At 60.6% G+C, this 26,460-nt stretch carries 22 protein-coding genes; 10 read left to right on the top strand and 12 right to left on the bottom strand.

The genetic code is table 11. From position 1 onward, the window contains the following. Positions 1 to 26: 26 nt before the first annotated feature. Entirely contained in the window at positions 27 to 1,535 is a 1,509-nt protein-coding gene (gene glpK / locus GKN89_RS20160) for a glycerol kinase GlpK (RefSeq protein WP_019452234.1), read from the bottom strand. 42 nt (positions 1,536 to 1,577) lie between these two features. Beyond that, a complete protein-coding gene (locus GKN89_RS20165) occupies positions 1,578 to 2,423 on the bottom strand; it encodes an MIP/aquaporin family protein (protein ID WP_025160371.1) in 846 nt (281 codons plus the stop codon). Positions 2,424 to 2,946: 523 nt separating this feature from the next. Here GKN89_RS20165 and zapB point away from each other — a divergent pair. Continuing rightward, positions 2,947 to 3,186: a septal ring assembly protein ZapB gene (gene zapB / locus GKN89_RS20170; RefSeq protein ID WP_004931092.1), complete on the top strand. Its 240-nt coding sequence runs from the start codon at positions 2,947 to 2,949 to the stop codon at positions 3,184 to 3,186. A gap of 60 nt (positions 3,187 to 3,246) precedes the next feature. Here zapB and rraA read toward each other — a convergent pair whose 3' ends face one another. The 7 genes from rraA to priA form a co-directional block, all read right to left on the bottom strand. After that, positions 3,247 to 3,732 (bottom strand): ribonuclease E activity regulator RraA, encoded by a 486-nt coding sequence (rraA, locus tag GKN89_RS20175; protein WP_019452236.1) that lies wholly within the window; start codon positions 3,730 to 3,732, stop codon positions 3,247 to 3,249. A gap of 75 nt (positions 3,733 to 3,807) precedes the next feature. Beyond that, complete coding sequence (locus GKN89_RS20180; RefSeq protein WP_015379416.1) at positions 3,808 to 4,725, bottom strand: 1,4-dihydroxy-2-naphthoate polyprenyltransferase; 918 nt, start codon at positions 4,723 to 4,725, stop codon at positions 3,808 to 3,810. Positions 4,726 to 4,821: 96 nt separating this feature from the next. Continuing rightward, positions 4,822 to 6,156, bottom strand: coding sequence for an HslU--HslV peptidase ATPase subunit (hslU, locus tag GKN89_RS20185; RefSeq protein ID WP_004931086.1), 1,335 nt, complete (start codon positions 6,154 to 6,156; stop codon positions 4,822 to 4,824). Positions 6,157 to 6,168: 12 nt separating this feature from the next. Continuing rightward, positions 6,169 to 6,699 (bottom strand): ATP-dependent protease subunit HslV, encoded by a 531-nt coding sequence (hslV, locus tag GKN89_RS20190; protein ID WP_004931085.1) that lies wholly within the window; start codon positions 6,697 to 6,699, stop codon positions 6,169 to 6,171. Positions 6,700 to 6,801: 102 nt separating this feature from the next. Next, positions 6,802 to 7,737 (bottom strand): cell division protein FtsN, encoded by a 936-nt coding sequence (ftsN, locus tag GKN89_RS20195; RefSeq protein ID WP_370520260.1) that lies wholly within the window; start codon positions 7,735 to 7,737, stop codon positions 6,802 to 6,804. Positions 7,738 to 7,802: 65 nt separating this feature from the next. Then, positions 7,803 to 8,831, bottom strand: a complete 1,029-nt coding sequence (gene cytR, locus GKN89_RS20200; protein WP_019452238.1) for a DNA-binding transcriptional regulator CytR — start codon at positions 8,829 to 8,831, stop codon at positions 7,803 to 7,805. Between the two features lie 291 nt (positions 8,832 to 9,122). Then, the gene (gene priA, locus GKN89_RS20205; RefSeq protein WP_025160369.1) at positions 9,123 to 11,318 is read right to left on the bottom strand and encodes a primosomal protein N'; all 2,196 of its coding nucleotides are present in this window, start codon (positions 11,316 to 11,318) and stop codon (positions 9,123 to 9,125) included. 200 nt (positions 11,319 to 11,518) lie between these two features. On the opposite strand from priA, the gene rpmE reads away from it, so the two are divergent. Then, a complete protein-coding gene (gene rpmE / locus GKN89_RS20210; protein ID WP_004931078.1) occupies positions 11,519 to 11,734 on the top strand; it encodes a 50S ribosomal protein L31 in 216 nt (71 codons plus the stop codon). 77 nt (positions 11,735 to 11,811) lie between these two features. On the opposite strand, the gene metJ is transcribed toward rpmE, so the two are convergent. Beyond that, on the bottom strand, positions 11,812 to 12,129 hold the full coding sequence (metJ, locus tag GKN89_RS20215; protein WP_004931076.1) for a met regulon transcriptional regulator MetJ: 318 nt from the start codon (positions 12,127 to 12,129) through the stop codon (positions 11,812 to 11,814). A 304-nt stretch (positions 12,130 to 12,433) separates the two neighbouring features. Between metJ and metB the strand changes: the two genes are divergently transcribed. The 3 genes from metB to metF all read left to right on the top strand — a co-directional run bounded on the left by metB (position 12,434) and on the right by metF (position 17,157). Continuing rightward, positions 12,434 to 13,594 (top strand): cystathionine gamma-synthase, encoded by a 1,161-nt coding sequence (gene metB / locus GKN89_RS20220; protein ID WP_154747630.1) that lies wholly within the window; start codon positions 12,434 to 12,436, stop codon positions 13,592 to 13,594. 2 nt (positions 13,595 to 13,596) lie between these two features. After that, on the top strand, positions 13,597 to 16,032 hold the full coding sequence (locus GKN89_RS20225) for a bifunctional aspartate kinase/homoserine dehydrogenase II (RefSeq protein WP_025160368.1): 2,436 nt from the start codon (positions 13,597 to 13,599) through the stop codon (positions 16,030 to 16,032). A gap of 228 nt (positions 16,033 to 16,260) precedes the next feature. Beyond that, positions 16,261 to 17,157 (top strand): methylenetetrahydrofolate reductase, encoded by an 897-nt coding sequence (metF, locus tag GKN89_RS20230; protein ID WP_019452242.1) that lies wholly within the window; start codon positions 16,261 to 16,263, stop codon positions 17,155 to 17,157. Positions 17,158 to 17,269: 112 nt separating this feature from the next. Here the strand turns inward: metF and ppc are convergent, their stop codons facing one another. Both ppc and argE read right to left on the bottom strand, forming a co-directional pair. After that, positions 17,270 to 19,906 carry a phosphoenolpyruvate carboxylase gene (gene ppc, locus GKN89_RS20235; RefSeq protein ID WP_154747631.1) on the bottom strand — a complete coding sequence of 879 codons (2,637 nt, stop codon included), beginning with the start codon at positions 19,904 to 19,906 and terminating at the stop codon, positions 17,270 to 17,272. Positions 19,907 to 20,165: 259 nt separating this feature from the next. Beyond that, positions 20,166 to 21,311, bottom strand: coding sequence for an acetylornithine deacetylase (argE, locus tag GKN89_RS20240; protein ID WP_063918331.1), 1,146 nt, complete (start codon positions 21,309 to 21,311; stop codon positions 20,166 to 20,168). A gap of 216 nt (positions 21,312 to 21,527) precedes the next feature. Between argE and argC the strand changes: the two genes are divergently transcribed. The 5 genes from argC (at position 21,528) to GKN89_RS20265 (ending at position 26,406) form a co-directional block, all read left to right on the top strand. Next, on the top strand, positions 21,528 to 22,532 hold the full coding sequence (gene argC / locus GKN89_RS20245; protein ID WP_063918332.1) for an N-acetyl-gamma-glutamyl-phosphate reductase: 1,005 nt from the start codon (positions 21,528 to 21,530) through the stop codon (positions 22,530 to 22,532). Between the two features lie 20 nt (positions 22,533 to 22,552). Next, complete coding sequence (gene argB, locus GKN89_RS20250) at positions 22,553 to 23,326, top strand: acetylglutamate kinase (RefSeq protein WP_154747632.1); 774 nt, start codon at positions 22,553 to 22,555, stop codon at positions 23,324 to 23,326. Positions 23,327 to 23,351: 25 nt separating this feature from the next. After that, positions 23,352 to 24,572, top strand: a complete 1,221-nt coding sequence (locus tag GKN89_RS20255; protein ID WP_019452247.1) for an argininosuccinate synthase — start codon at positions 23,352 to 23,354, stop codon at positions 24,570 to 24,572. Between the two features lie 68 nt (positions 24,573 to 24,640). Then, a complete protein-coding gene (gene argH, locus GKN89_RS20260; RefSeq protein ID WP_043140965.1) occupies positions 24,641 to 26,014 on the top strand; it encodes an argininosuccinate lyase in 1,374 nt (457 codons plus the stop codon). Between the two features lie 116 nt (positions 26,015 to 26,130). After that, the gene (locus GKN89_RS20265; protein WP_154747633.1) at positions 26,131 to 26,406 is read left to right on the top strand and encodes a hypothetical protein; all 276 of its coding nucleotides are present in this window, start codon (positions 26,131 to 26,133) and stop codon (positions 26,404 to 26,406) included. Positions 26,407 to 26,460: the final 54 nt, after the last annotated feature.

The following is a 26,460-nucleotide window of genomic DNA, read 5'->3' on the forward strand; positions in this document are numbered from 1 at the left end:
CTTGTTGGAGGGCAACGGAAGCGGGATTACTCGTGATCTTCCCACGCCTGAGCGCGAGCCACCGCTTTTTTCCAGCCGCTGTAACGGTAGTTGCGTTCGGTGGTTTCGATGCTTGGGCGGAATTCGCGCTCAATCACCGCTTTGCTCTTCACCTCATCCAGATCGTTCCAGTAGCCGATGGCCAGGCCCGCCAGGAACGCCGCGCCCAGCGCCGTCGATTCACGCACTTCAGGGCGCTCTACGCGGGTGCCGAGGATATCGGACTGGAACTGCATCAGGAAGTTGTTGGCGACCGCGCCGCCGTCCACGCGCAGCGATTGCAGGCGGGTGTTGGCGTCGGCTTGCATCGCGTCCAGCACGTCGCGGGTCTGGAAGGCGATGGATTCCAGCGTGGCGCGGATGATGTGGTTGCTGTTGGCGCCACGGGTCAGACCGAAGATGGCGCCGCGGGCATACGGATCCCAGTAGGGCGCACCCAAGCCGGTGAAGGCCGGCACCACATAGACGCCGTTGCTGTCTTTCACCTTGGTGGCGAAGTATTCGGAGTCGGCGGCGTCGCTGATCAGTTTCAGCTCGTCGCGCAGCCACTGGATGGACGCACCGCCGATGAACACCGCGCCTTCCAGCGCATAGTTCACTTCGCCGCGCGGGCCGCAGGCGATGGTGGTCAGCAGGCCATTTTTCGAGCGCACCGCTTCTTTGCCGGTGTTCATCAGCAGGAAGCAGCCGGTGCCGTAGGTGTTCTTCGCCATGCCCGGTTGAACGCACAGCTGGCCGTACAGCGCTGCCTGCTGGTCACCGGCGATACCGGCGATAGGAATACGCGTGCCGCCTTTACCGCCGATGTTGGTCTGGCCGTACACTTCTGAGGAAGGACGGACTTTCGGCAGCATGGCGCGCGGGATATCCAGCACTTCCAGCATGCGCTCGTCCCAGTCCAGCTCGTGGATGTTGAACATCATGGTGCGTGAGGCGTTGGTGTAATCGGTAACGTGCACGCGCCCCTGGGTCATCTTCCACACCAGCCAGGTGTCGACGGTGCCGAACAGCAGTTCGCCGCGCTTGGCGCGTTCGCGGGCGCCTTCGACGTTGTCCAGGATCCACTTCACCTTGGTGCCGGAGAAGTACGGGTCAACCACCAGGCCGGTGTTGTGACGGATGTACTCTTCCAGGCCGTCGCGCTTGAGCTTCTCGCAGATGTCGGCGGTGCGGCGGCACTGCCAGACGATGGCGTTATAGATAGGCTTGCCGGTCTCTTTTTCCCAGACGATGGTGGTTTCGCGCTGGTTGGTGATGCCGATGCCGGCGATCTGATCGGAACTGATGTCGGCCTTCGCCAGCACTTCTACCAGCGTCGAGCTTTGCGACGCCCAGATCTCCATCGGGTCGTGCTCAACCCAGCCGGCTTTTGGGTAGATCTGCGGGAATTCGCGCTGCGATACCGCAACGATGTTGGCGTCGTGATCGAGCACGACGGCGCGTGAGCTGGTGGTCCCTTGGTCGAGTGCGACAATGTATTTTTTTTCTACAGTCATGGTAATTATCCTGCTGTTGTTAACCGTTTAAAACTGCACCAATCACGCTTTACGCTGCTGAGCCTTGGCGTCGGACTCTTCTTCCGTCACACAGACGTCGCACGGCAGGTGGCGGCCAATCAGCGCGCGGTAACCGAAGGCGCCCAGGCCGCAGCCGACGATAGGCGCGAAGATCGGCACCAGGAAGTACGGGATGTCGCGTGCGCCGGTGAAGGCGACTTTGCCCCAGCCGGCCAGGTAGGCGAACAGTTTTGGCCCGAAGTCACGCGCCGGGTTCAACGCAAAGCCGGTCAATGGTCCCATGGAGGCGCCGATCACGGCAATCAGAATACCGATCAGCAGCGGCGCCAGCGGGCCGCGCGGAATGCCGTTGCCGTCGTCGGTCAGCGCCAGGATCAGGCACATCAGAATGGCGGCGATCACCGTTTCCACCAGGAAGGCCTGGCCGACGGAGATGTGCGCGTTAGGATAGGTTGAGAAGATGCCGGCCAGTTCCAGGCTTTCGTTGCTGCCGCGCACCATATGGTGAGCCGCTTCGAAGTCGAAGAACAGGTTGTAGTACAACCCGTAGACCAGCGCGGCGGCGCAGAAGGCGCCGGCGACTTGCGCAATGATGTAAGGCACCACTTTGCGTCCGTCGAAGCAGGCGAACAGCCACAGCGCGAGGGTGACCGCCGGGTTGAGATGCGCGCCGGAAATGGCGGCGGTCAGGTAGATGGCCATGGCGACGCCCAGGCCCCAAATGATGCTGATTTCCCACTGGCCGAAGCTGGCGCCCGCCAGTTTCAGTGCGGCAACGCAGCCTACGCCAAAGAAGATCAGCAGCGCCGTGCCGAGGAACTCGGCGATGCACTGGCCTTTTAATGTCGGACTGGTGGTTTGGCTCATAATGTTGGTGTCCTGCAAAACGGCGGTTGTTGGTTTATAGGCTCAGTTGGGTATACATCCGGCCTATGGGCACAGTTTTTTTCATCTCGTCCAATTATTGAATAAGGACGTGATGTAAATTTATCGTTAACGAACATAAACGAGAAATAGCGAAATCAAAATGTGTGTGGCGCGTCATAAAATTGAGCGATTTCGCGTCGTTTAGTGTTCTTTCTGAGCCATAAAAGTGTGATCTGACCAGTGGTTTGGCGAGGGGTGTTAACAACTCGCGGCGACGGCGGCGGGGATTTTCAGTTTTTGCTGATGGCGGGGGCAGGAAAATTGCAACAGACTGCGCGATGATCCGGTATGTTGCTAGACAGGCGGAGACTGGCTACTTACAATCGTTTTTAACGAATCGAGACTGCGCGCCTTCCGTAACGGCGCGCGTCACTGAGCGCGATGCAATATTCGCAGTCGCTGCAGCCGACGTTGCGGCCGCTACTTATAGATGTACGCCTTGCTATCATGAGGGGACTGAAGCATGTCATTTGAAGTATTTGAGAAACTGGAAGCAAAAGTACAGCAGGCGATTGATACCATCACCTTGTTGCAGATGGAAATTGAAGAGCTGAAAGACAAAAACAACTCTCTGTCGCAGGAAGTTCAGGCTGCCTCCGGCAACCACGAAGCGTTGGTGCGCGAAAACCAACAGCTGAAAGAAGAACAGCACGTATGGCAAGATCGCTTGCGCGCGCTGCTGGGCAAGATGGAAGAAGTCTGATTCCTCACGCCATGCAGCAACGAAAAGGGCGCCTCAGGCGCCCTTTTTCATGACCGAAAATCACTCGATGTCGAGCGGGTCTTCGGAGAGGATGATGCCGGTGTTGTCGGCATACAGATGGTCGCCGGAGAAGAAGGTGACGCCACCGAAGTTGACGCGGATATCGCTTTCGCCCACGCCTTCGCTCACGGCTCCTGCCGGGATCGCCGCCATCGCCTGAATGCCGATGTCGAGCTCTTCCAGATCGTCCACCTGACGCACCGCACCGTACACCACGATGCCTTCCCATTCGTTCTGGGCGGCCAGGCGCGCCAGCTCGGCGTTGACCAGCGCCCGGCGAACCGAACCGCCGCCGTCGACCAACAGCACGCGGCCGCGGCCGTTTTCTTCAAGCAGATCGAACAACAGGCCGTTATCCTCAAAGCATTTCACCGTGGTGATCTGCCCGCCAAATGAAGTACGCCCGCCAAAATTGGAGAACAGAGGTTCAACAACGTTCACCTCTTCATGATAGATGTCGCAAAGTTCGGAAGTATCGTATTTCATAGGATTTTACGTCTGTTTGCCGCTGGAATGTTCAGTATATCCCTTTATTCGCCCTGTTGGCAAAATCATCAGTTTTTAACTGAGCGCCACGCCGATGGCGAACAGCAGGTTGGCCAGCAGCGCCGCCTTGACCATGTGCTCCAGCATCGGCCGCATGCCGACCGGTGTCGGATCGCGCAGCACGCGCAGGCCGTGGCGCACCAGCAGCGGGATCGCCAGCACGAACAGCCAACCCCACGGGCTGTGGAGATTGAACAGCGTAAACAGCGCGAAACACAGCACCGCGCCGCCGAGCAGCAGGGCATGGTAAATGCGCGCCTTGTGTGGGCCGAGACGCACCGCCAACGTGTTCTTGCCGTTCTCGCGATCGCTCTCGATATCGCGCAGATTGTTGATGTTGAGCACCGCCGTCGCCAGCAGGCCGCAGGCGGTGGCCGGCAGCATCACGACGCTGTCGAAAGTGTGCGTTTGCAGATAATAGGTGCCGGCCACGCTCAGCCAGCCGAAGAATACCAACACCGAGATGTCGCCCAGCCCCAAATACCCGTAGGGCTTGTTGCCGACGGTGTAGGTGATGGCCGCCACGATGGACAGCCCGCCCAGCACCAGGAAGCCCACCACGTCGCTGGGTTGCTCGCAGGCGACGGCGATCAGCGAACAGCCGGCGAGGGCGATCAGCACCACCGTCACCACCAGCGCCCGTTTCATCTGCGCCTGGGTGATCATGCCTTTTTGCATGCCGCGCAACGGCCCGATGCGATCTTCTTTGTCGCTGCCTTTGACCGCATCGCCGTAGTCGTTCGCCAGGTTGGAGAGGATTTGCAGCAGGCCGGCGGTCAACAGCGCCAGCAGCGCCACTTCAGGTTTCAGGCTGCCGTGCCAGGCGGCGATCGCCGAGCCGACCACGATGGAGGCAAAGGCCAGCGGCAGGGTGCGGGGGCGTAGACTTTCCAGCCAGGCGGAGATCGGGGTGGTGGAGGTTGATGAGCTCATGTTTCGCTTCTGTCAGTAAGTTGCGGTGTCCGTTAGAAATAATTGTGGGAGGCAATGCCTCCCACACAGATGACTGACAAGACAATGATTGAGCGATTATAGGATAAAACGACTCAAATCTTCATCCGCCACCAGTTCATCCAGATGACTGCGCACGTAATCCGCATCAATTGTAATGGATTGGCCATTAATTTCACTCGCATCGTAGGAAATATCTTCCATCAGACGCTCCAGCACGGTATGCAGACGACGCGCGCCGATGTTCTCGGTGCTTTCGTTGACTTGCCACGCGGCTTCGGCGATGCGGCGGATGCCGTCGGCGGTGAACTCGATATTGACGCCTTCGGTGCCCATCAGCGCTTTGTACTGCTCGGTCAGCGACGCGCTCGGCTCGGTCAGGATGCGCTCGAAGTCTTCGGTGGTCAGCGCCTGCAGCTCAACGCGAATCGGCAGACGGCCCTGCAGTTCCGGGATCAGATCCGACGGATTGGCGGTCTGGAATGCGCCGGAAGCGATGAACAGGATGTGATCGGTCTTCACCATGCCGTGCTTGGTCGACACGGTGCAGCCTTCCACCAGCGGCAGCAGATCGCGCTGCACGCCTTCGCGCGAGACGTCCGGGCCGGAGCTTTGGCCGCCGCGCTTACAGATTTTGTCGATCTCGTCGATAAACACGATGCCGTGCTGTTCAACCGCTTCGATCGCCTGCTCTTTCAGCTCTTCCGGGTTCACCAGCTTGGCGGCTTCTTCTTCCACCAGCAGCTTGAAGGCTTCTTTGATCTTCAGCTTGCGCGGTTTTTGCTTCTGGCCGCCGAGGTTCTGGAACATCGACTGCAGCTGGTTGGTCATCTCTTCCATGCCCGGAGGCGCCATGATTTCCACGCCCATCGGCGCGGCGGCCAGATCGATCTCGATCTCTTTGTCATCCAGTTGGCCTTCGCGCAGTTTCTTGCGGAATGCCTGGCGGGCGGCGGACGGCTCCTGGTTTTCTTCCGGCTGGCCCCAGTTGTTCTTGGCCGGCGGGATCAGCACGTCGAGAATACGCTCTTCGGCCAACTCTTCGGCGCGGGTGCGGTTTTTCTCGATCGACTGCATGCGCACCATCTTGATGGCGGCATCGGTCAGATCGCGGATGATGGAGTCCACTTCTTTGCCCACATAGCCCACTTCGGTGAACTTGGTGGCTTCAACCTTGATGAACGGCGCGTTGGCCAGCTTCGCCAGGCGGCGGGCGATTTCGGTTTTACCGACGCCGGTCGGGCCGATCATCAGGATGTTTTTCGGGGTCACTTCGTGACGCAGCATCTCGTTGAGCTGCATCCGGCGCCAGCGGTTGCGCAGGGCAATGGCGACAGCGCGTTTGGCCTTGTTTTGGCCAATGATGTAGCTGTCCAGTTCGCTGACGATCTCGCGCGGAGTCATTTCAGACATGGTATTCGATCCTTACGCTTTGGAAGGCAATTCTTCAATGGTGTGGAAATGGTTGGTGTAAATACAGATGTCGCCGGCGATGTTGAGGGATTTCTCAACGATGTCGCGCGCGCTCAGCTCGGTATTTTCCAACATGGCGCGGGCGGCGGCCTGAGCGTACGGGCCGCCGGAGCCGATGGCGATCAGATCGTTTTCCGGCTGCACCACATCGCCGTTGCCGGTGATGATCAGCGAAGCGGTTTCATCGGCGACCGCCAACAGCGCTTCGAGCTTGCGCAGCATGCGGTCGGTGCGCCAGTCTTTCGCCAGCTCGACGGCGGCTTTCACCAGGTGGCCCTGGTGCATTTCCAGTTTGCGTTCAAACAGTTCAAACAGCGTGAAGGCGTCAGCGGTGCCGCCGGCGAAACCGGCGATCACTTTGTCGTTATACAGGCGACGCACTTTCTTGACGTTCCCCTTCATCACCGTATTACCCAGGGTTGCCTGGCCATCACCACCGATGACGACCTGGCCGTTGCGGCGTACGCTTACAATTGTTGTCACGAGCAGACCCTCGTTAAAGACGGAAAGAAGTCCCCGCAGCGCCTGCTTTCGCAGACGCTACGAGGCATATTGACAGTATAGATGGGGGGGGATTGACGCTTTTCAACCCCCAACGGAGAGGGGAATGCAACTCGACATGCCGACGCCCTTCAGGCGCGAAAGGGTTTTGTCCGCGGCGGCGCGGCTGCTGTACGGGCCGAGCACCACGCGATTCCAACCGCCGCCGGCGGTGATGCGGCTCTCGATGCCCTCGAACGCCAGGCGCGCCCGCACGGATTCAGCCTGATCGGTGGCGCGGAACGAACCGCATTGCACCATCCACTTCTGTTTCGATTCCGGTTTGGTTTCCTGCTTGGCCGTTTCCTGCTTCACTTCCGGTTTGGGCTCCGGCTTCGGTTGCGGCTTCGGCTCAGGCTGTTTCACCTGTACCGGTTGCTGGGTGGCCGGCTTCGGCTGCTGGTGCTGCTGCACCGGCGCAGTGGTGGCGCCGTTGTTGAACGGGTTGCGCGGCGCCTGGGTGACCTGCTGCGGTTGCTGTACCGGCTGCTGCTGCATTTGCTGTTGTTGCATCTGCTGCTGCTGGCGATTGCTGCGCGCGTTGGCCTGGCCCGGATCGTTATACGGCACTTCGTTCAGCTGCGTCGGGCGCTGCTGCATGTCGGCCTGCATCTGCTCCAGCAGTTGCCGTTGTTCGGCGGTCAGCTGAGTTTTGGAATTGAGCTCGCCGCCGGCCGTCGGCTCGGTCGGGCTTTGCACGCCGATCTGCCGGTTTTCCAGCTCTTTGATATAACGCCAGCGCTCTTCCGGCTTCGGCGGCAGGCCGTTGCCCGGGCGCGTGGTGTGCGCAGGCAACAACGGCGCGTCTTCCGGCTTGTTGTGCGTAATGAAATAGAGGCCACCGACAAAGATAACCAGCAACGCGGCGGCTAACGCCAGCACGGTTTTGGAAACCTTCGGAGAACTGCGTTTTTTACGGCTGGGGGTTTTACGCTTAGCTCCTGCTGCGCGCCCACGGCTTACATAGTCTTTTTGTGCCACTATTATTCCGCTGTGTCCTGATGAGAGGATAAGTCCGTCATGTTACTGAACCCTAAAATATTTGACTAGCGTTTCGGGGCAGCGGTGCTGCCTCTGATAATCAATTCACTGTCCAATAGCCGGGAGCCGCTGGCCACCGTTTGGCCGTTCAACTGCTCCAGCAGCAGCAACATCGCCTGCTGGCCGATCTGGAAGCGCGGCTGCGCCACCGTGGTCAGCGGCGGATCGCAATACTGCGCCAGCTTGAGGTCGTCAAAGCCGACGATCGACAGATCCTGCGGTACCCGCAGCCCCATTTTTTTCGCCTGGGACAGCACGCCGATCGCCATGACGTCGCTGTGGCAGAACACCGCCGTCGGCGGTTTCGGCTGAGCCATTAGCATCGCCAGCGCTTGCGCGCCGGCTTCGTAGGTAAAATCACCCCGGGTAATATAGCTGCTTTCGACGGTAATGCCATTACGACGTAGCGCTTGAACGTAACCCTGCAGCCGATAATGGCTCAATGGCATCTGTTCCGGCCCGGCGACGCAGGCGATCTGCCGGTGGCCCAGCTGATGCAAATAATGCACGGCTTCAAAGGCGGCGGTCAGGTTGTCGATATGCACCGTCGGCAGCTCCAGCTCGGGAGCGAACTCGTTGGCCATCACCATCGGCGGCAGGTTGCGCTGCTCTTCCTTGCTGGCGTCGAACGGCAGGTTGGAGCCCAGCAGCAGCATACCGTCGATCTGCTTGGTGATGATCAGATTGACGAAGGTGCGCTCTTGCTGGTTCTGCTGCGCGCAGTCGCCGATCAGCACCAGATAGCCTTGCTGGGCGGCGGTCTGTTCGATCCCCTGGATCACGTCGGCGAAAAACGGATCGCAGATGTCGGGTACGATCACCAGGATGGTGCGGGATTCGTTGCGCTTGATATTGCGTGACAGAGCATGAGGAGAATAACCCACGGCCAGGACGGCCTGTTCCACTTTCTGGCGCGTCGGCGTTGACACCTTTTCCGGGTTCATCAGCGCACGCGATACGGTAGCCGTTGAAACGCCCGCCATTTCGGCGACGTCTTTCATGGTCGCCATGGATAACTCTTTCTTGTGTTCCAACGCCTTTCTCCTTGCGTCAGCGCCATGCCGACGCCGCTACTGCTGTTTGCTCACAATGTCCGGCATGCGGTGGCGGGATTGTTGTCATTGAGCGCCACTCGCGTTCGGGCACTCCGTCGCGCTGCGATGTGGCGACAAAATTTGCCCTCGCAGACATTCTAAACAGAATACGCCCCGCCTTTGTTACCTAATTTGCATAAAAAATGTGACCTGAGAAGGTTTTTTAGCGTTCGCTCGCAATTTAAAGGGTAAACGTTTGCACTGCGGCAGCTAAATCGGACTTTTCCGGGATCAACTGTCGATCGGATCGACATCCAGCGTCCATTTCACCTTGCGCGTTTGCGGCAGGGTGCCGATCAGCGGCAGCGAACTTTTCATCAGCTGTTGCAGGACGCGCCGCGCAGGATGCTGCAGCAGCAGCTGCCAGCGGAAACGGCCGCCGCGTTTGGACTGCAGCGCCGGCACCGGGCCCATCACCCACAGCGAGTCGTCCTTCAGCGGGCTGGCTTCCAGCAGGTTGCGCAGCTGCTGCAGGAACAGCGGGGCCTGCTGGTTATCGTGGTCTTCGGCGCGCACGATGATGTGGCTGGTATAGGGCGGCAGGAACACGCTGTTGCGCTCCGCCAGCGTCTGTTTGGCGAAGGCGTCGTAACCCTGTTGCAGCAACACCTGCAGCAGCGGGTGCTCTGGATGGTGGGTTTGCAGCAGCACTTCCCCCTGTTTGCCCGCCCGGCCGGCGCGCCCGGAGACCTGGGTGTACAGCTGAGCGAAACGCTCGGCGGAGCGGAAGTCGGCGGAGAACAGCGCGCCGTCGACGTCCAGCAACGCCACCAGCGTGACGTCGGGAAAGTGGTGGCCCTTGGCCAGCATCTGCGTGCCGATCAGAATGCGCGCTTCGCCGCGATGGATATCCGCCAGGTGCTGTTCCAGCGCCCCTTTGCGGCTGGTAGTATCGCGATCGATACGGGTGATCGGCGTGTCGGGGAACAGCGGCGCCAGCTCCTGCTCCAGCTGTTCGGTGCCGACGCCGACCGACACCAGGTGGGTCGAGCCGCACTGCGGGCACTGGTGCGGTACCGGCCGCTGGCTGTCGCAGTGGTGGCAGCGCAGCTGGCGCTGATGCTGGTGGAAGGTGTAGTAGTGATCGCAGCGTTGGCATTCGGCGATCCAGCCGCACTCGTGGCACAGCAGCGCCGGGGCGTAACCGCGGCGGTTAAGGAACAGCATCACCTGATTGCCGGCTTTTAAATGGTGCTGCATGCTTTTTAAAAGCGGCTGCGACAGGCCGACCTTCAGCGGCAGCCCTTTCAGATCGATCAGGTGCTGCGCCGCCGGTTTGGCGTTGCCCGCACGCTGGGTGAGCTTCAGCTGGCGATATTTGCCCAGCTGCACGTTGTGCAGCGTTTCCAGTGCCGGCGTGGCGGAGCCCATCACCATCGGGATGTCCTCTTCCCGGGCGCGGAATACCGCCAGATCGCGGGCGTGGTAGCGCCAGCCTTCCTGCTGTTTATAAGAGCTGTCGTGCTCTTCGTCGATGATGATCACGCCCAGCTGGCGGAACGGCGTGAACAGCGCCGAACGGGTGCCGATGACGATGGCGGCTTCGCCGCTGCGCGCGCGCAGCCAAACCGCCAGCCGCTCGCTGTCGTTTAGCCCGGAGTGCAGCACGTCCACCGGCGCGTTGAAGCGCTCGCGAAAACGGGCGATGGTTTGCGGCGTCAGGCCGATTTCCGGCACCAGTACCAGCGCCTGCCGGCCTTTGGCCAGCACGTTCTCCAGCACGCTGAGGTACACCTCGGTCTTGCCCGAGCCGGTCACACCGGCCAGCAGCCAGGCGGCGAACTGTTCATCCTCGCTTCTGATCGCCCCGACGGCGGTGGCCTGTTCGGTATTCAGCCGCAGCCGCTCGCCGAGTACCGCGAAGTTGGGGCGCCAGTCTTGCGTGTCCGCGACCTGAGCGCGCAGATCGATCAACCCTTTGGCGCGCAGCGCCTGCAGGGCGCTTTCCGTCAGCTCCAGCTGACTGACCTGATGGCGATAGACCGGGCGTTGCAACAGTGCCGCCAGCGCCTGCTGCTGTTTCGGCGCGCGTTTCAGACTGTCGGGCGGCGTGGCACGCCCCTGCTCGGTGGCGAACCACTGCCACAGCGGCGCGGCTTCGGCAGGTTTGCCTTGCCGCAGCAGGATCGGCAGTGCGTGGAACAGTACTTCGCCGATAGGATAATGGTAGTAATCGCTGGCCCAGCGCAGGATGCGCCACAGGCTGGGGGAGAACAGCGATTCGCTGTCGATCACGCTGTCGATCGGTTTGAGCTTGTCCAGCGGCAGTTCGCTGGTGTCGCTGCAGCCGGTGACGATGCCGATCGCATGCTGCCTGCCCCAGGGCACGCCTACGCGCGCGCCGGCCACCGGCTGCATGCCGGGCGGCAGCAGATAGTCGAAGGTGCGGGCGAGGGGGACCGGCAAAGCAACGTGTACGACGGGCATGATCTCATCCAAATTGAAAAAAAGAGGGCATCAGTTTACACGGCGCATCGGCAAATGTACGGTTCCGATTGCGCGCCCCGGCTAATGCTGTATAATTTGCCGCCTTTGGTATAATTCGATACCAAAATTCTATTATCAACCACGTGTGGTGTCTGGCGAAACAGGGCTGGATAGCGACACGGCCTTAACTGAGGTTTCCCATGAAACAAGGTATCCACCCAAAATACGAAGAAGTTACTGCTAACTGCTCTTGCGGTAACGTGATGAAGATCCGCTCCACCGTGGGCCACGATCTGAACCTGGACGTTTGTGGCGCATGCCACCCGTTCTACACTGGCAAGCAGCGTGACGTTGCTACCGGTGGCCGCGTTGACCGCTTCAACAAGCGTTTCAGCGTACCAGGCGCTAAGAAATAAGATTTCTTATCGTCCGATGAAAAAGGCGCCCTGGGCGCCTTTTTTCGTTTCTGCCGCCGGCGTTCGCCGGGCGGTTCTCAATATTCCCAGGTATCGGGATCGACACCCAGTTCGCGCATCAACGCTTTTGCGGCTTCCGGAATTTCATCGCTGCGCTCTTTGCGCAGGTCTTCATCATTCGGCAGCGGCTGGCCGGTAAAGGCATGCAGAAACGCTTCGCACAGCAGTTCGCTGTTGGTGGCGTGGCGCAGGTTGTTGACCTGGCGACGGGTCCGTTCGTCGGTGAGGATTTTCAGGACCTTCAGCGGAATGGATACCGTGATCTTTTTGACTTGCTCGCTTTTTTTACCGTGTTCAGCGTAAGGGCTGACATACTCGCCGTTCCACTCAGCCATGGGACACCTTAACTTTGTCAGAAAAATTACAAAATTCTAAAAACCGGGCAATTATGCCCGATCTTCACTGTTCTCACTAAATAAATGTCAATTTTACGCGACCAGGGTCACTGAATGCCCCGCTTCGGCCGGGCATTGTGGCTCAACATCTTATCGTCATGTCATATCGGCATAATTTTAGCGGGTATTGTGCCATTGCTCAATCTATACGCAGAGAAGTTTAGATGTCCAGATGTATTGACGTCTATCAATCCTGCGATTACTCTTTAGGCCTCATTCACCGAACCGAGAGCCGAGCGAGCCCATGACGCGTAAACCAGCCACGATTGCCGTACGCAGCGGCCTGAACGACGACGAACAGTATGGCTGCGTTGTCCCGCCGATTCATCTGTCCAGCACCTATAACTTTACCGACTTCAACCAACCCCGAGCCCATGACTACTCGCGCCGCGGCAACCCGACGCGCGACGTGGTGCAGCGCGCGTTGGCGGAGCTGGAAGGCGGCGCCGGCGCGGTCATGACCGGCAGCGGCATGTCGGCGATCCATCTGGTGACTACCGTGCTGCTGAAGCCCGGCGATCTGCTGGTGGCGCCGCACGACTGCTACGGCGGCAGCTATCGGTTATTCGACAGTTTGAGCAAGCGCGGCGCCTATCGGGTGCTGTTCGTCGATCAGGGCAATGAAGAAGCCCTGCAGCAGGCGCTGGCGCAAAAGCCCAAGCTGGTGCTGATTGAAAGCCCCAGCAATCCGCTGCTGCGGGTGGTGGACATCGCGGCGATCTGCACCGCCGCGCACGCGGCGGGTGCGTTGACGGTGGTGGACAACACCTTCCTCAGCCCGGCCCTGCAACAGCCGATCGAACTCGGCGCCGATCTGGTGGTCCATTCTTGCACCAAATACCTGAACGGACATTCGGACGTGGTGGCCGGCGCGGTGATCGCCAAAGATCCCGAGCTGGCGGTCGAACTGGCCTGGTGGGCGAACAACATCGGCGTGACCGGCGGCGCGTTCGACAGCTATCTGCTGCTGCGCGGCATGCGCACGCTGTCGCCGCGCATCAAGGCAGCGCAACAAAACGCCGAAGCGATTGTCGGCTATTTACAGCAGCAACCGTTGGTGAAAAAGCTGTATCATCCTTCCCTGCCGGAAAATCCGGGGCATGAGATCGCCCGCCGGCAGCAGCGCGGTTTCGGCGCGATGCTGAGTTTTGAACTGGACGGCGATGAAGTGGTGCTGCGCCGTTTTCTCTCTGCCCTTGAGCTGTTTACTCTGGCAGAATCGCTGGGCGGCGTAGAAAGCCTGATCTCGCATGCAGCGACCATGACCCACGCCGGTATGGCGGCGGAGGCGCGGGCAGCGGCCGGCATCTCCGAGAGCCTGCTGCGCATTTCCGTGGGTATTGAAGACAGTGAAGATTTGATTGCCGATCTGGAACGCGCTTTCCAGGCGGCGGCAACGAGGTAAGCATGAATGCAATTGCTGTAGCAGGGCCGGTGAGCGGGCGTCAACTGCACAAGTTTGGCGGCAGCAGTCTGGCGGATGTGAAGTGTTATCTGCGTGTGGCCGGGATTATGGCGGAATACAGCCAGCCAGGCGACATGATGGTGGTATCGGCCGCCGGCAGTACCACCAACCAGTTGATCAACTGGCTGAAGCTCAGCCAGAGCGATCGCCTGTCTGCGCACCAGGTGCAGCAGACGTTGCGTCGTTATCATAGCGATCTTATCGGCGGCCTGCTGCCGCCGGAAAGCGCCGAGCCGCTGATCGCCGAATTCATTCAGGATCTGGAACGTCTGGCGGTGCTGCTGGACGGCAAAGTCGACGACGTGTGCTATGCCGAAGTGGTCGGGCACGGCGAGATCTGGTCGGCGCGCCTGATGGCGGCGGTGCTTAATCATCTGGACATGCAGGCGGCCTGGCTGGATGCGCGTGATTTCCTGCGCGCCGAGCGCGCCGCGCAGCCGCAGGTGGATGAAGGCCGTTCTTATCCGCTGCTGCAACAATTGCTGGCCCAACATCCGGGCAAACGCCTGGTGGTGACCGGCTTCATTTCGCGCAACGACGCCGGGGAAACCGTGCTGTTGGGGCGTAACGGCAGCGACTACTCCGCCACTCAGGTCGGCGCGCTGGCCGGTGCTGCGCGCGTCACCATCTGGAGCGACGTAGCCGGGGTATACAGCGCCGATCCGCGCAAGGTGAAAGACGCCTGCCTGCTGCCGCTGCTGCGTCTGGACGAAGCCAGCGAGCTGGCGCGTCTGGCTGCGCCGGTGTTGCACACCCGCACTCTGCAGCCGGTCTCCGGCAGCGATATCGATCTTCAGCTGCGTTGCAGCTACCAGCCGGAGCAGGGCTCGACGCGCATCGAGCGCGTATTGGCTTCCGGCACCGGCGCCAAGATTGTCACCAGCCACGACGATGTGTGCCTGATTGAACTGCACGTCGCCGCTCAGCATGATTTCAAACTGGCGCAGAAAGAGTTGGATCTGGTGCTCAAGCGCGCGCAGATCAAACCGCTGGCGGTGGGGATCCACCCTGACCGCAACCTGGTGCAGCTGTGCTACACCTCCGAGGTGGTCAATAGCGCGCTGGCGACGCTGCAGGCCGCAGCGTTGCCGGGCGAGCTGCGCCTGCGCGAAGGGCTGGCGCTGGTGGCGATGGTCGGCGCCGGGGTGTGCAAGAACCCGCTGCACAGCCACCGTTTCTATCAGCAACTGAAAGATCAGCCGGTCGAGTTTATCTGGCAGGCGGAAGATGGCATCAGCCTGGTGGCGGTATTGCGCCAGGGGCCGACCGCGCTGCTGATCCAGGGGCTGCACCAAAGCCTGTTCCGCGCCGAGAAGCGCATCGGTCTGGTGCTGTTCGGCAAGGGCAACATCGGCTCGCGCTGGCTGGAGCTGTTCGCCCGCGAGCAGACCAATATTTCCGCGCGCAGCGGCTTCGAATTTATCCTGGCGGGGGTGGTGGACAGCCGCCGCAGCCTGCTGAATTACGACGGGCTGGACGCCAGCCGCGCGCTGGCGTTCTTTGAGGACGAAGCGCAGGAGCTGGACGAAGAGTCGCTGTTCCTGTGGATGCGCGCGCACCCGTTCGACGATCTGGTGGTGCTCGACGTGACCGCCAGCGAAGAGCTGGCCGGGCAGTATCTGGACTTCGCCAGCTACGGTTTCCACGTGATCAGCGCCAACAAGCTGGCGGGTGCCTCGTGCAGCGCGACCTATCGCCAAATTCGCGACGCCTTCGCCAAAACCGGCCGCCACTGGCTGTACAACGCCACCGTCGGCGCCGGCCTGCCGGTCAACCACACGGTGCGCGATCTGCGCGACAGTGGCGACAGCATTTTGGCGATCAGCGGCATCTTCTCCGGCACGCTCTCCTGGCTGTTCCTGCAGTATGACGGCACGGTGCCGTTCACCGAGCTGGTGGATCAGGCCTGGCAGCAGGGGCTGACCGAACCGGATCCGCGGGTCGATCTCTCCGGTCAGGACGTGATGCGCAAGCTGGTGATCCTGGCGCGCGAAGCGGGCTACGACATCGAGCCGAATCAGGTGCGGGTCGAGTCGCTGGTGCCGGCGGGCTGCGAGCTGGGTTCCGTCGATCAGTTCTTCGAGAACGGCGAGGCGCTGAACCAGCAGATGCAGCAGCGCTTTGAGGCCGCCAGCGAAATGGGCCTGGTGTTGCGCCACGTGGCGCGTTTCGACGCCAACGGCAAGGCGCGGGTCGGCGTTGAGGCCGTGCGTCCTGAGCATCCGCTGGCCTCGCTGCTGCCGTGCGACAACGTGTTCGCCATCGAGAGCCGCTGGTATCGCGATAATCCACTGGTGATCCGCGGGCCGGGCGCCGGTCGCGACGTGACCGCCGGGGCGATCCAGTCAGACCTTAACCGGTTGGCGCAGCTGCTTTAATCCTCTGCGGGCGCGGGTTCACCGCGCCCCTTTGCTTTTCCTGCCATACTTATCCTTGTCGCTATCATGAAATTCCCTCTTTGAGCGGGTGAGGATTAATCATCTTATTCCCCTCATTTTCCTGTTGACTCTTTAGCCAACATGCGGCATTTTCTATCTAGACGTCTAAACGTATAGACGCTCATCAAGATGAAATAAAAACAGTGATCGAGAAGAGGTGAGCAGGGTATGAGTTTTTTCCACGCAAACCAGCGGGAAGCGCTGAATCAGAGTCTGGCGGAGTTGAACGGCCAGATTAACGTATCATTCGAGTTCTTCCCGCCACGCACCAGCGAGATGGAAGAGACCCTGTGGCAGTCGATCGATCGTCTGAGCATCCTCAAACCTAAATTCGTTTCCGTCACCTACGGCGCCAACTCCGGCGAGCGCGATCGCACCCACAGCATCATCAAGGGGATCAAGGAGCGCACCGGCCTGGAGGCTGCGCCGCACCTGACCTGCATCGACGCCAGCCCGGCTCAGTTGCGCGACATCGCGACCGACTACTGGAACAGCGGCATCCGCCATATCGTGGCGCTGCGCGGCGATCTGCCGCCGGGCGGCGGTAAGCCGGACATGTATGCGACCGATCTGGTAGCACTGCTGAAAGACGTGGGCGACTTCGATATTTCCGTCGCCGCCTACCCGGAAGTGCACCCGGAGGCGAAGAGCGCGCAGGCAGATTTGATCAACCTGAAGCGCAAGATCGACGCCGGCGCCAACCGCGCCATCACCCAATTCTTCTTCGACGTTGAGAGCTACCTACGCTTTCGCGACCGCTGTGTCGCCGCCGGCATCGACGTGGAAATCGTGCCGGGCATTCTGCCGGTGTCCAACTTCAAGCAGCTGCAGCGCTTCGCCACCATGACCAACGTGCGGGTGCCGAGCTGGATGACCAGCATGTTCGAAGGGCTGGACGACGATGCGGAGACCCGCAAGATGGTCGGCGCCAACATCGCCATGGACATGGTGAAGATCCTCAGCCGCGAAGGAGTGAAGGATTTCCACTTCTATACCCTGAACCGCGCCGAGATGAGCTACGCCATCTGCCACACGCTGGGCGTGCGCCCGGTGGCCGCCGCCTGACACTGGCAGGCCTGTTCCCATGAAGAAAGGGCGTCGCTTTATCGCGGCGCCCTTTTTTGTGGGGGAAGGCATAAAAAAACGGCCCCGGTAAACGGGGCCGCGATTTGGCTCACTAGCCGGTGTTGCGCATCCCGGCGGCGACGCCGGCGATGGTGACCATCAGCGCCTGCTCCACGCGGGCGTCGGGCTGTTCCTGCTGACGCGAACGGTGCAGCAGTTCGGCCTGCAGGACGTTCAGCGGGTCGGTATAAACGTTGCGCAGCGCGATGGATTCGGCGATCCACGGCAGGTCTTCCATCAGGTGCGCGTCGTTGGCGATGGTCAGCACCACCTTGATGTCGCTTTCCAACTGATCGCGCAGCTGCTGGCCCAGCGGCCACAGCGATTTCTCCACCAGGCGCTGATCGTAGTATTCCGCCAGCCACAGGTCGGCCTTGGCGAACACCATTTCCAGCATGGCGATGCGGGTGGAGAAGAACGGCCAGTCGCGGCACATCGCCTCCAGCTCCGCCTGTTTGCCGGCCTTCACCGCTTCCTGCAATCCGGCGCCGGCACCGAGCCAGGCCGGCAACATCAGGCGATTCTGCGTCCAGGCGAAGATCCACGGAATGGCGCGCAGGCTCTCCACGCCGCCGTTCGGTTTGCGTTTGGCCGGGCGCGAGCCCAGCGGCAGTTTGCCCAACTCCAGCTCCGGCGTAGCCGCGCGGAAGTAAGGCACGAAGTCCGGGTTTTCCCGCACATAGCCGCGATACATCCGGCAGGAGGTCTCGGACAGATCGTCCATCAGCGCGCGCCACTCTTTCTTCGGTTCCGGCGGCGGCAACAGGTTGGCCTCGAGGATCGCGCCGGCATACAGCGCCAGACTACTGATAGTGACTTCCGGCAGGCCGAACTTGAAGCGGATCATCTCGCCCTGTTCGGTGACGCGCAGGCCGCCCTTTAGGCTGCCCGGCGGCTGCGACAGCAGCGCCGCATGCGCCGGTGCGCCGCCGCGGCCGATGGAGCCGCCGCGGCCGTGGAACAGCGTCAGCGCCACGCCGGCTTTTTCACAGGTTTTGATCAGCGCGTCCTGCGCGCGGTATTGCGCCCAGGAAGCGGCCATCACGCCGGCATCTTTCGCCGAGTCGGAATAGCCGATCATCACCATCTGTTTGCCCTGAATAAAACCGCGATACCAGTCGATGTTCAGCAACTGGGTCATCACGTCGTCGGCGTTGTTCAGGTCGTCGAGGGTTTCGAACAGCGGAGCGACCGGCAGCGCGAACGGGCAACCGGCCTCTTTCAACAGCAGGTGCACCGCCAGCACGTCGGACGGCGTGCGCGCCATTGAAATCACGTAGGCGGCGATCGAGCCCTGCGGCGCTTCGGCGATTACCCGGCAGGTTTCCAGCACTTCCAGCGTATCGGCGCTCGGCTCCCACTTCAGCGGCACCAGCGGGCGTTTGGAGTTCAGTTCGCGGATCAGGAACGCCTGTTTATCGGCTTCCGACCAGCTTTCATAGTCGCCCAGCCCCAGGTAGCGGGTCAGCTCGGCGATGGCCTCGGTATGGCGGGTGCTCTCCTGGCGCACGTCGATGCGCACCAGCGGCACGCCGAAGCAGCGCACGCGGCGCAGAGTATCCAGCAACTGGCCGTTGGCGATGATGCCCATGCCGCAGGCCTGCAGCGATTGGTAGCAGGCATACAGCGGCTCCCACAGCTGTTCGTTGTTCACCAGCAGATCGTGCGGCTTCAGCACGCGCTCGCCCTTCAGGCGGCCTTCCAGATAGGCCTGGGAGCTCATCAGCTGGCTGCGCAGCTGCTTCATGATTTCGCGGTACGGTTCCTGCACCTCGTCACCGCCGGCGCGGGCGCGCAGCTCCGGGGTGCACTCGGTCATCGACAGCTCGGAGACCAGCACCTGAATATCGCGGGTGAACAGGTCGCAAGCTTTCCAGCGGCTGAGCAGCAGCACATGGCGGGTAATTTCGGCGGTCACGTTCGGGTTGCCGTCGCGATCGCCGCCCATCCAGGAGGTGAAGCGCACCGGCACCGCTTCCGCCGGCAGGCTGTAATCGATAGAGTTTTCCAGCTGTTCATTGAATTCGCGCAGGAACGCCGGCACGCCTTCCCACAGGCTGTTTTCCACCACCGCGAAACCCCATTTGGCTTCGTCGATCGGCGAAGGGCGGTGTTTGCGAATTTCATCGGTGTGCCACGATTGGGCCACCAGCTGGCGCAGGCGGCGCATGATCTTGTTGCGCTCGTAGTCGGCCAGATCGTTGTGATCGAGCTGGCTGAGGCAGGTGTTGACCTCCACCAGCTTGTGGATCAGGGTGCGGCGGGTGATCTCCGTCGGGTGCGCCGTCAGCACCAGCTCGATGGAGAGTTGCGAGACTGCGTGTTGCAGCTCTTTGTCGCTGAGCTTTTTGTCTTTGAGGCGGCTGAACAGTTGGGCCAGCGCCTCCGGATTGCTGGCGGCTTCGCCGTTGGGCGAAATGCTGTGGTACTGCTCGGCGACGTTGGTCAGGTTGAGGAACTGGCTGAAGGCACGCGCCACCGGCAGCAGCTCGTCGTTGGACAGGTTCTGCAGGGTGGAGAGCAGTTCCTGGCGATGCGCTTCGTTGCCGGCGCGTGAGGATTTGGAAAGCTTACGGATGGTCTCTACGCGATCGAGAATATGCTCGCCCAGCGCTTCTTTGATGGTATCGCCGAGCAATTTGCCGAGCATACTGACATTACTGCGCATTGCCGAATATTGTTCGTTCATATAACCCCTGACCCAGTTCTGTATGATTTTTATCTTGTAAATAAATTTCACGCGTCAGGCGCAGACCGCCTGCCTGATCCCACCGCGTTCCTGTCCAGTCGTCCAATTGACACTATTTTTAGCAAAAAAACATCAAAATCGGCGCATTTTCTGAAATTTAATTACGGCACGTCGGTTATCAGCACGGCTTATTTCGCCGTCTACTACTTATTTGGAGTTAGGGGAAAGCATAAAGCATTTCCCCTGTTAAATGTCGGGTTTATTGCCGGCAAAAATGAGTGACCAGCTGGCCCAGCAGTTTACGCGTCGGTTCGATAAACGCGGTGTCGAGGTATTCGTCCGGCTGGTGGGCCTGGTCGATAGAGCCGGGGCCGAGCACTAACGTCGGACACACCTGCTGTACGAACGGCGCCTCGGTGCAGTAGTTGACCACCTGGGTGCGGGTGCCCAGAAGTTCCTCGATCACTGCCACCATGCGGTGGTCGGTTGGGCACTCGTAGCCCGGCACCGACGCGTGCAGCTCTTCGATGCTCAGGCGGCCCGGCCAGCGTTGGCTCACCGGCTCCAACGCCTGATGCATCAGTTCGTTGATGTTGTCGAGCGTCATGCCGGGCAGCGGGCGGATATCCAGGTGCAGCTCGCAGCAGGCGCAGATGCGGTTGGCCGCGTCGCCGCCGCTGATATGGCCGAAGTTCATGGTGGGATAAGGCACGGCGAACGCCGGGTTGTTGTAACGCTCCTGCAGGGTTTTGCGCAGCGCCATCAGGTGGCTGATGGATTCGTGCATCAGATCGATGGCGTTGACGCCGCGCGCCGGATCGCTGGAGTGGCCGGACTGGCCGACGATGCGAATGGCGTTGGCCATGTGGCCCTTGTGTGCGCGGACTGGCTGCAGCGAGGTCGGTTCGCCGATGATGGCGAAATCCGGCCGAATGGCGGTGGAGGCGGCGAAATAGCGTGCGCCGGCCATCGTCGTTTCTTCATCTGCGGTGGCTAAAATGTACAGCGGCTTGGTCAGTTTGCTCGCGTCGATATCGCGCACCGCATCCAGGATAAAGGCGAAGAAGCCTTTCATGTCGGCGGTGCCCAGGCCGTAGAGCTTGTTGTCGTGCTCGGTCAGGGTGAAGGGATCGCGCGTCCAGCGGCCTTCGTCGTAAGGCACCGTATCGGTATGGCCGGCCAGCAGCAGGCCGCCGCTGCCTTCGCCGATGCTGGCCAGCAGGTTGAATTTGTGGCGCGATTCCGGCACCGGCTGTACGTCGACGCGAAAGCCCAGGTCGGCAAACCATTCGGCCAGCAAGTTGATTAACGCCTCATTGCTCTGATCGAGGCCGGCATCGGTGGCGCTGATCGACGGTGTGGCGATCAACGCCCGGTACAGCTCAATAAATGGAGGTAATTTCATCTTCACTGTTGACAGCCTTTGGTTAGGATAGTATCAATATTCATGCATTTATTTTGAATAAAAATACAGTAAGCCGAAGCGTAAGGGAACCCGATACCCGGATGTTTATAAAAGCATCAACGCCTGGCTCCGTGGGTGAACGGCGCAACAACGCTGGCTAGCCCTGTTACCTGGGTCGCAAGCGACCGTACGTCAGTTGAGAAGGTGAAAGGCCACATGTTGAATACGCTGATCGTTGGTGCCAGCGGTTACGCCGGAGCGGAGCTCACGGCTTACCTGAATCGCCACCCACACATGAACATAACCGCTTTAGCGGTTTCAGCGCAAAGTGCAGATGCAGGAAAGTTGCTTTCCGATCTCCATCCCCAGTTGAAAGGCATCGTCGATCTGCCGCTGCAGCCGTTGACCGACGTTGCACTGGCGGCGCAGGGTATCGATGTGGTGTTCCTCGCCACCGCCCATGAAGTCAGCCACGATATTGCACCGGCTTTTCTGGCGGCGGGTTGCGTGGTGTTCGATCTTTCCGGCGCCTTCCGCGTGCAGGACGCCGGTTTTTATAGCCAGTACTATGGTTTCGAGCATCAGCATGGCGCTCTGCTGGAGCAGGCGGTATACGGCCTGGCGGAGTGGCAGAGCGACAAGATCAAACGGGCGCAGCTGATCGCGGTGCCGGGCTGCTACCCAACGGCGGCGCAGTTGGCGCTCAAACCGTTGATCGAAAAGCAGCTGCTGAACCTGGACCAGTGGCCGGTGATCAATGCCACCAGCGGCGTCAGCGGCGCCGGGCGCAAGGCCAGCATGACCACCAGCTTTTGCGAAGTGAGCCTGCAGCCATACGGCATTTTCACTCACCGGCACCAGCCGGAGATCGCCGCGCACCTGGGCGTGCCGGTCATCTTTACGCCGCACCTGGGCAATTTCCCGCGCGGCATTCTTGAAACCATCACCTGCCGCCTGAAAGCCGGCGTGACCGCGCAGGACGTGGCTGCCGCCTATCATGCCGCCTATGACGACAAGCCGCTGGTGCGGCTGTACGACCAGGGCGTGCCGGCGCTGAAAGCGGTGGTGGGGCTGCCGTTCTGCGACATCGGTTTTGCGGTGCAGGGCGAGCATCTGATCGCCGTGGCGGTGGAAGACAACCTGCTGAAAGGCGCGGCCGCACAGGCGGTGCAATGCCTGAATATCCGTTTCGGTTTCCCGGAAACCCAGTCACTCCTTTAAACCAGCGTGAGTAAACAGCAATGAACCCGTTAATTATCAAGTTAGGTGGCGTGTTATTAGACAGTGAAGAAGCGCTGGAACGTCTGTTTACCGCGTTGGACAGCTACCGGCAGCAGCATCAGCGTCCGCTGGTGATCGTGCACGGCGGTGGCTGCGTGGTAGACGAGCTGATGAAGCAGCTCTCTTTACCGGTGGTGAAAAAGAACGGCCTGCGGGTCACGCCGGCCGATCAGATCGACATCATCACCGGCGCGCTGGCCGGCACCGCCAACAAAACGCTGCTGGCGTGGGCGATTAAGCATCAAATCAACGCCGTTGGCCTGAGCCTGGCGGACGGCGGCAGCGCAGTCGTGACCCAGCTCGATCCGGCATTGGGTCACGTCGGCAACGCGCAGCCCGGCTCGCCCGCGCTGCTCAATACCCTGCTGGGCGCCGGCTACCTGCCGGTTATCAGCTCCATCGGCATCACCGCCGAAGGGCAGTTAATGAATGTGAACGCCGATCAGGCGGCGACGGCGCTGGCGGCGACGCTGGGGGCGGATCTGATCCTGCTGTCGGACGTCAGCGGCATCCTCGACGGCAAGGGGCAACGCATTGCGGAAATGACGGCGCAAAAAGCGGAGCAACTGATCGCGCAAGGCATCATCACCGATGGTATGGTGGTGAAGGTGAATGCGGCGCTCGACGCAGCCCGCACCCTCGGCCGCCCGGTGGATATCGCCAGCTGGCGCTATGCCGATCAGCTTCCTGCTTTGTTTAACGGCGTGTCGATTGGCACCCGGATCCTCGCTTAATTTTAGAATTAGAAAGGAATAGATCATGCAAAACCAAGGCATCAAAAAAATCGTTCTGGCGTACTCCGGCGGCCTGGATACCTCGGCCATCATTCCATGGCTGAAAGAGAACTACGGCGGCTGTGAAGTGGTGGCGTTCGTGGCGGACATCGGTCAGGAGCGCAGCGATCTGGAAGGCGTGGAGCAAAAAGCCCTGCAGTCCGGTGCCTCTGAATGTCACGTGGTCGATCTGCGTGAAGAATTTATCCGCGATTACGTTTATCCGGTGCTGCAGACCGGCGCCCTGTATGAAGGCAGCTATCTGCTGGGCACCTCGATGGCGCGGCCGATCATCGCCAAGGCGCAGGTCGAGCTGGCGCTGAAAGTGGGCGCCGACGCGCTGTGCCACGGCGCAACCGGCAAAGGCAACGACCAGGTGCGTTTCGAGACCACCTACACCGCGCTGGCTCCGCAGCTGAAAGTAGTGGCGCCGTGGCGTGAATGGAACCTGCGTTCCCGTGAGGCGCTGCTGGATTACCTGAAAGAGCGCAACATCCCGACCACTGCGTCGCTGGAGAAGATCTACAGCCGCGATGAAAACGCCTGGCACATCTCCACCGAAGGCGGCGTGCTGGAAAGCCCGTGGAATGCGCCGAACAAGGATTGCTGGGTATGGACCGTCGATCCGCAGGAAGCGCCGGATCAGCCTGAACAGGTGACCGTTACCGTTGAGAAAGGCCGCGTTGTGGCGGTTAACGGTAAAGCGCTGTCGCCGTACCAGTGCCTGGAAACCCTGAATGCGTTAGGCGCCAAGCACGGCGTTGGCCGTATCGACATCGTGGAAAACCGTCTGGTAGGCATCAAATCCCGCGGCTGCTATGAAACCCCGGGGGGCACCATCATGGTGGCGGCGCTGCGCGCCGTCGAGCAGCTGGTACTGGATCGCGACAGCTTCAAATGGCGCGAGCAGCTGGGCCTGGAGATGTCTTATGTGGTGTACGACGGCCGCTGGTTCGCGCCGCTGCGCCGCTCGCTGCAGGCCTCTGCCGAAGCATTGGCTGAAGAGGTGAACGGCGAAGTGGTGCTGCAGCTGTACAAAGGCCAGGTGACGGCGACCCAGAAGAAATCCGCCAACAGCCTGTACTCCGAAGAGTTCGCCACCTTCGGCGAAGACGAAGTTTACGATCACAGCCACGCCGGCGGCTTTATCCGCCTGTTCTCTCTGTCTTCACGCATCCGCGCGTTGAACGAGAAAAAGAATAAATAATCGATTGGCGTGACTCTGCAAGGGCGCAGCATGCTGCGCCCTTTCGCATAAAAATTCAGGAGTAAGGTATGGCACTTTGGGGCGGACGGTTCACTCAGGCGGCGGATCAGCGGTTCAAGCAACTCAACGATTCGCTGCGGTTCGATTATCGCCTGGCGGAGCAAGATATCGTGGGCTCGGTGGCCTGGTCGAAGGCGCTGGTGACCGTTAACGTGTTGACGGCAACGGAGCAGCAGCAGCTGGAGCAGGCGCTGAATGCCTTGCTGACGGAAGTTCAGGCCGATCCTCTGGCGATCGTCCAAAGCGATGCGGAAGACATCCACAGCTGGGTGGAGCAGAAGCTGATCGAGAAGGTCGGCGATTTGGGCAAGAAGCTGCACACCGGCCGCAGCCGCAACGATCAGGTCGCGACCGATCTGAAGCTGTGGTGCAAGCAGCAGATCGGCGATCTGCATCAGGCGATCGTCCAGCTGCAGCAGGCGCTGGTGGAGACCGCCGAAGCCAACCAGGATGCGGTGATGCCGGGGTATACCCACCTGCAACGCGCGCAGCCGGTGACATTTGCGCACTGGTGCCTGGCCTATGTCGAGATGCTGGCGCGCGATGAGAGCCGTCTGCAGGATACCCTGAAACGGCTGGACGTCAGCCCACTGGGCAGCGGTGCGCTGGCCGGCACCGCTTATCCTATCGATCGCGAGCAGCTGGCCGGCTGGCTGGGCTTCGCCTCGGCGACCCGCAACAGCCTGGATAGCGTCTCCGATCGCGACCACGTGCTGGAGCTGTTGTCCAATGCCGCCATCAGCATGGTGCACCTGTCGCGCTTCGCCGAGGATCTGATCTTCTTCAACAGCGGCGAGGCGGCGTTTGTCGAGCTGTCCGACCGCGTGACCTCCGGCTCCTCGCTGATGCCGCAGAAGAAAAACCCGGACGCGCTGGAGCTGATTCGTGGCAAATGCGGCCGCGTACAGGGCGCGCTGACCGGCATGATGATGACGCTGAAAGGCCTGCCGCTGGCGTACAACAAAGACATGCAGGAAGACAAAGAAGGGTTGTTCGACGCGCTCGACACCTGGATGGACTGCCTGCAGATGGCGGCGTTGGTGCTGGACGGCATTCAGGTGAAGCGCCCGCGTTGCCAGGAAGCGGCGGAGCAGGGCTATGCCAACGCCACCGAGCTGGCGGATTACCTGGTCGCCAAGGGCGTGCCGTTCCGCGAAGCGCACCATATCGTCGGCGAGGCGGTGGTAGAAGCGATTCGCCAGGGTAAACCGCTGGAAGCGTTGCCGCTGGCGGATTTGCAGCAGTTCAGCGCGACGATTGGCGACGACGTTTACCCGATTCTGGCGTTGCAATCCTGCCTGGACAAGCGTGCTGCCAAAGGCGGCGTAGCGCCACAACAGGTAGCCGCGGCAATCGCCGCAGCGAAGCAGCGTTTGGCTTGATACATCGTTACTGACAAGGAGGTTTATGCCCTGCTTCTTTTTAATGCCCGTCTTTACCGATTTCTACATACGCAAGGCAGGGGCCAATCCGGCTTCTGCCGGAGATGGAGAAATCAATGTACAAGAACAGAAAGCGGGCGTTACGCCGTTATCACTATCGCAGGTTGAGAAGTGATCGAAAAAATTATTATGGCGGAATACGTTACCCCGAGCAGTTTACGCTTCATGGCATTGCCCGCAGAGCAGGCAAATTAGTTGCCAGCGCGCCTGATTGCAGTTGCTGGATGTGTGGAAACCCTCGTCGTTATTGGCAAAGTGTTACTTTGCAGGAATTAAAGGCGAGAGATAGCGAAGGCGATGGTTGGGCGGAGTTCGATGCCGAAAGCGTTTGATGTGAAGTAATAAGAGCGACGTTCGCCCGGTGAACGTCGCTCTTTGTTTATTAT

This window comes from Serratia sp. YC16 (genome assembly GCF_009707615.1).
GTDB lineage: Bacteria > Pseudomonadota > Gammaproteobacteria > Enterobacterales > Enterobacteriaceae > Serratia > Serratia surfactantfaciens.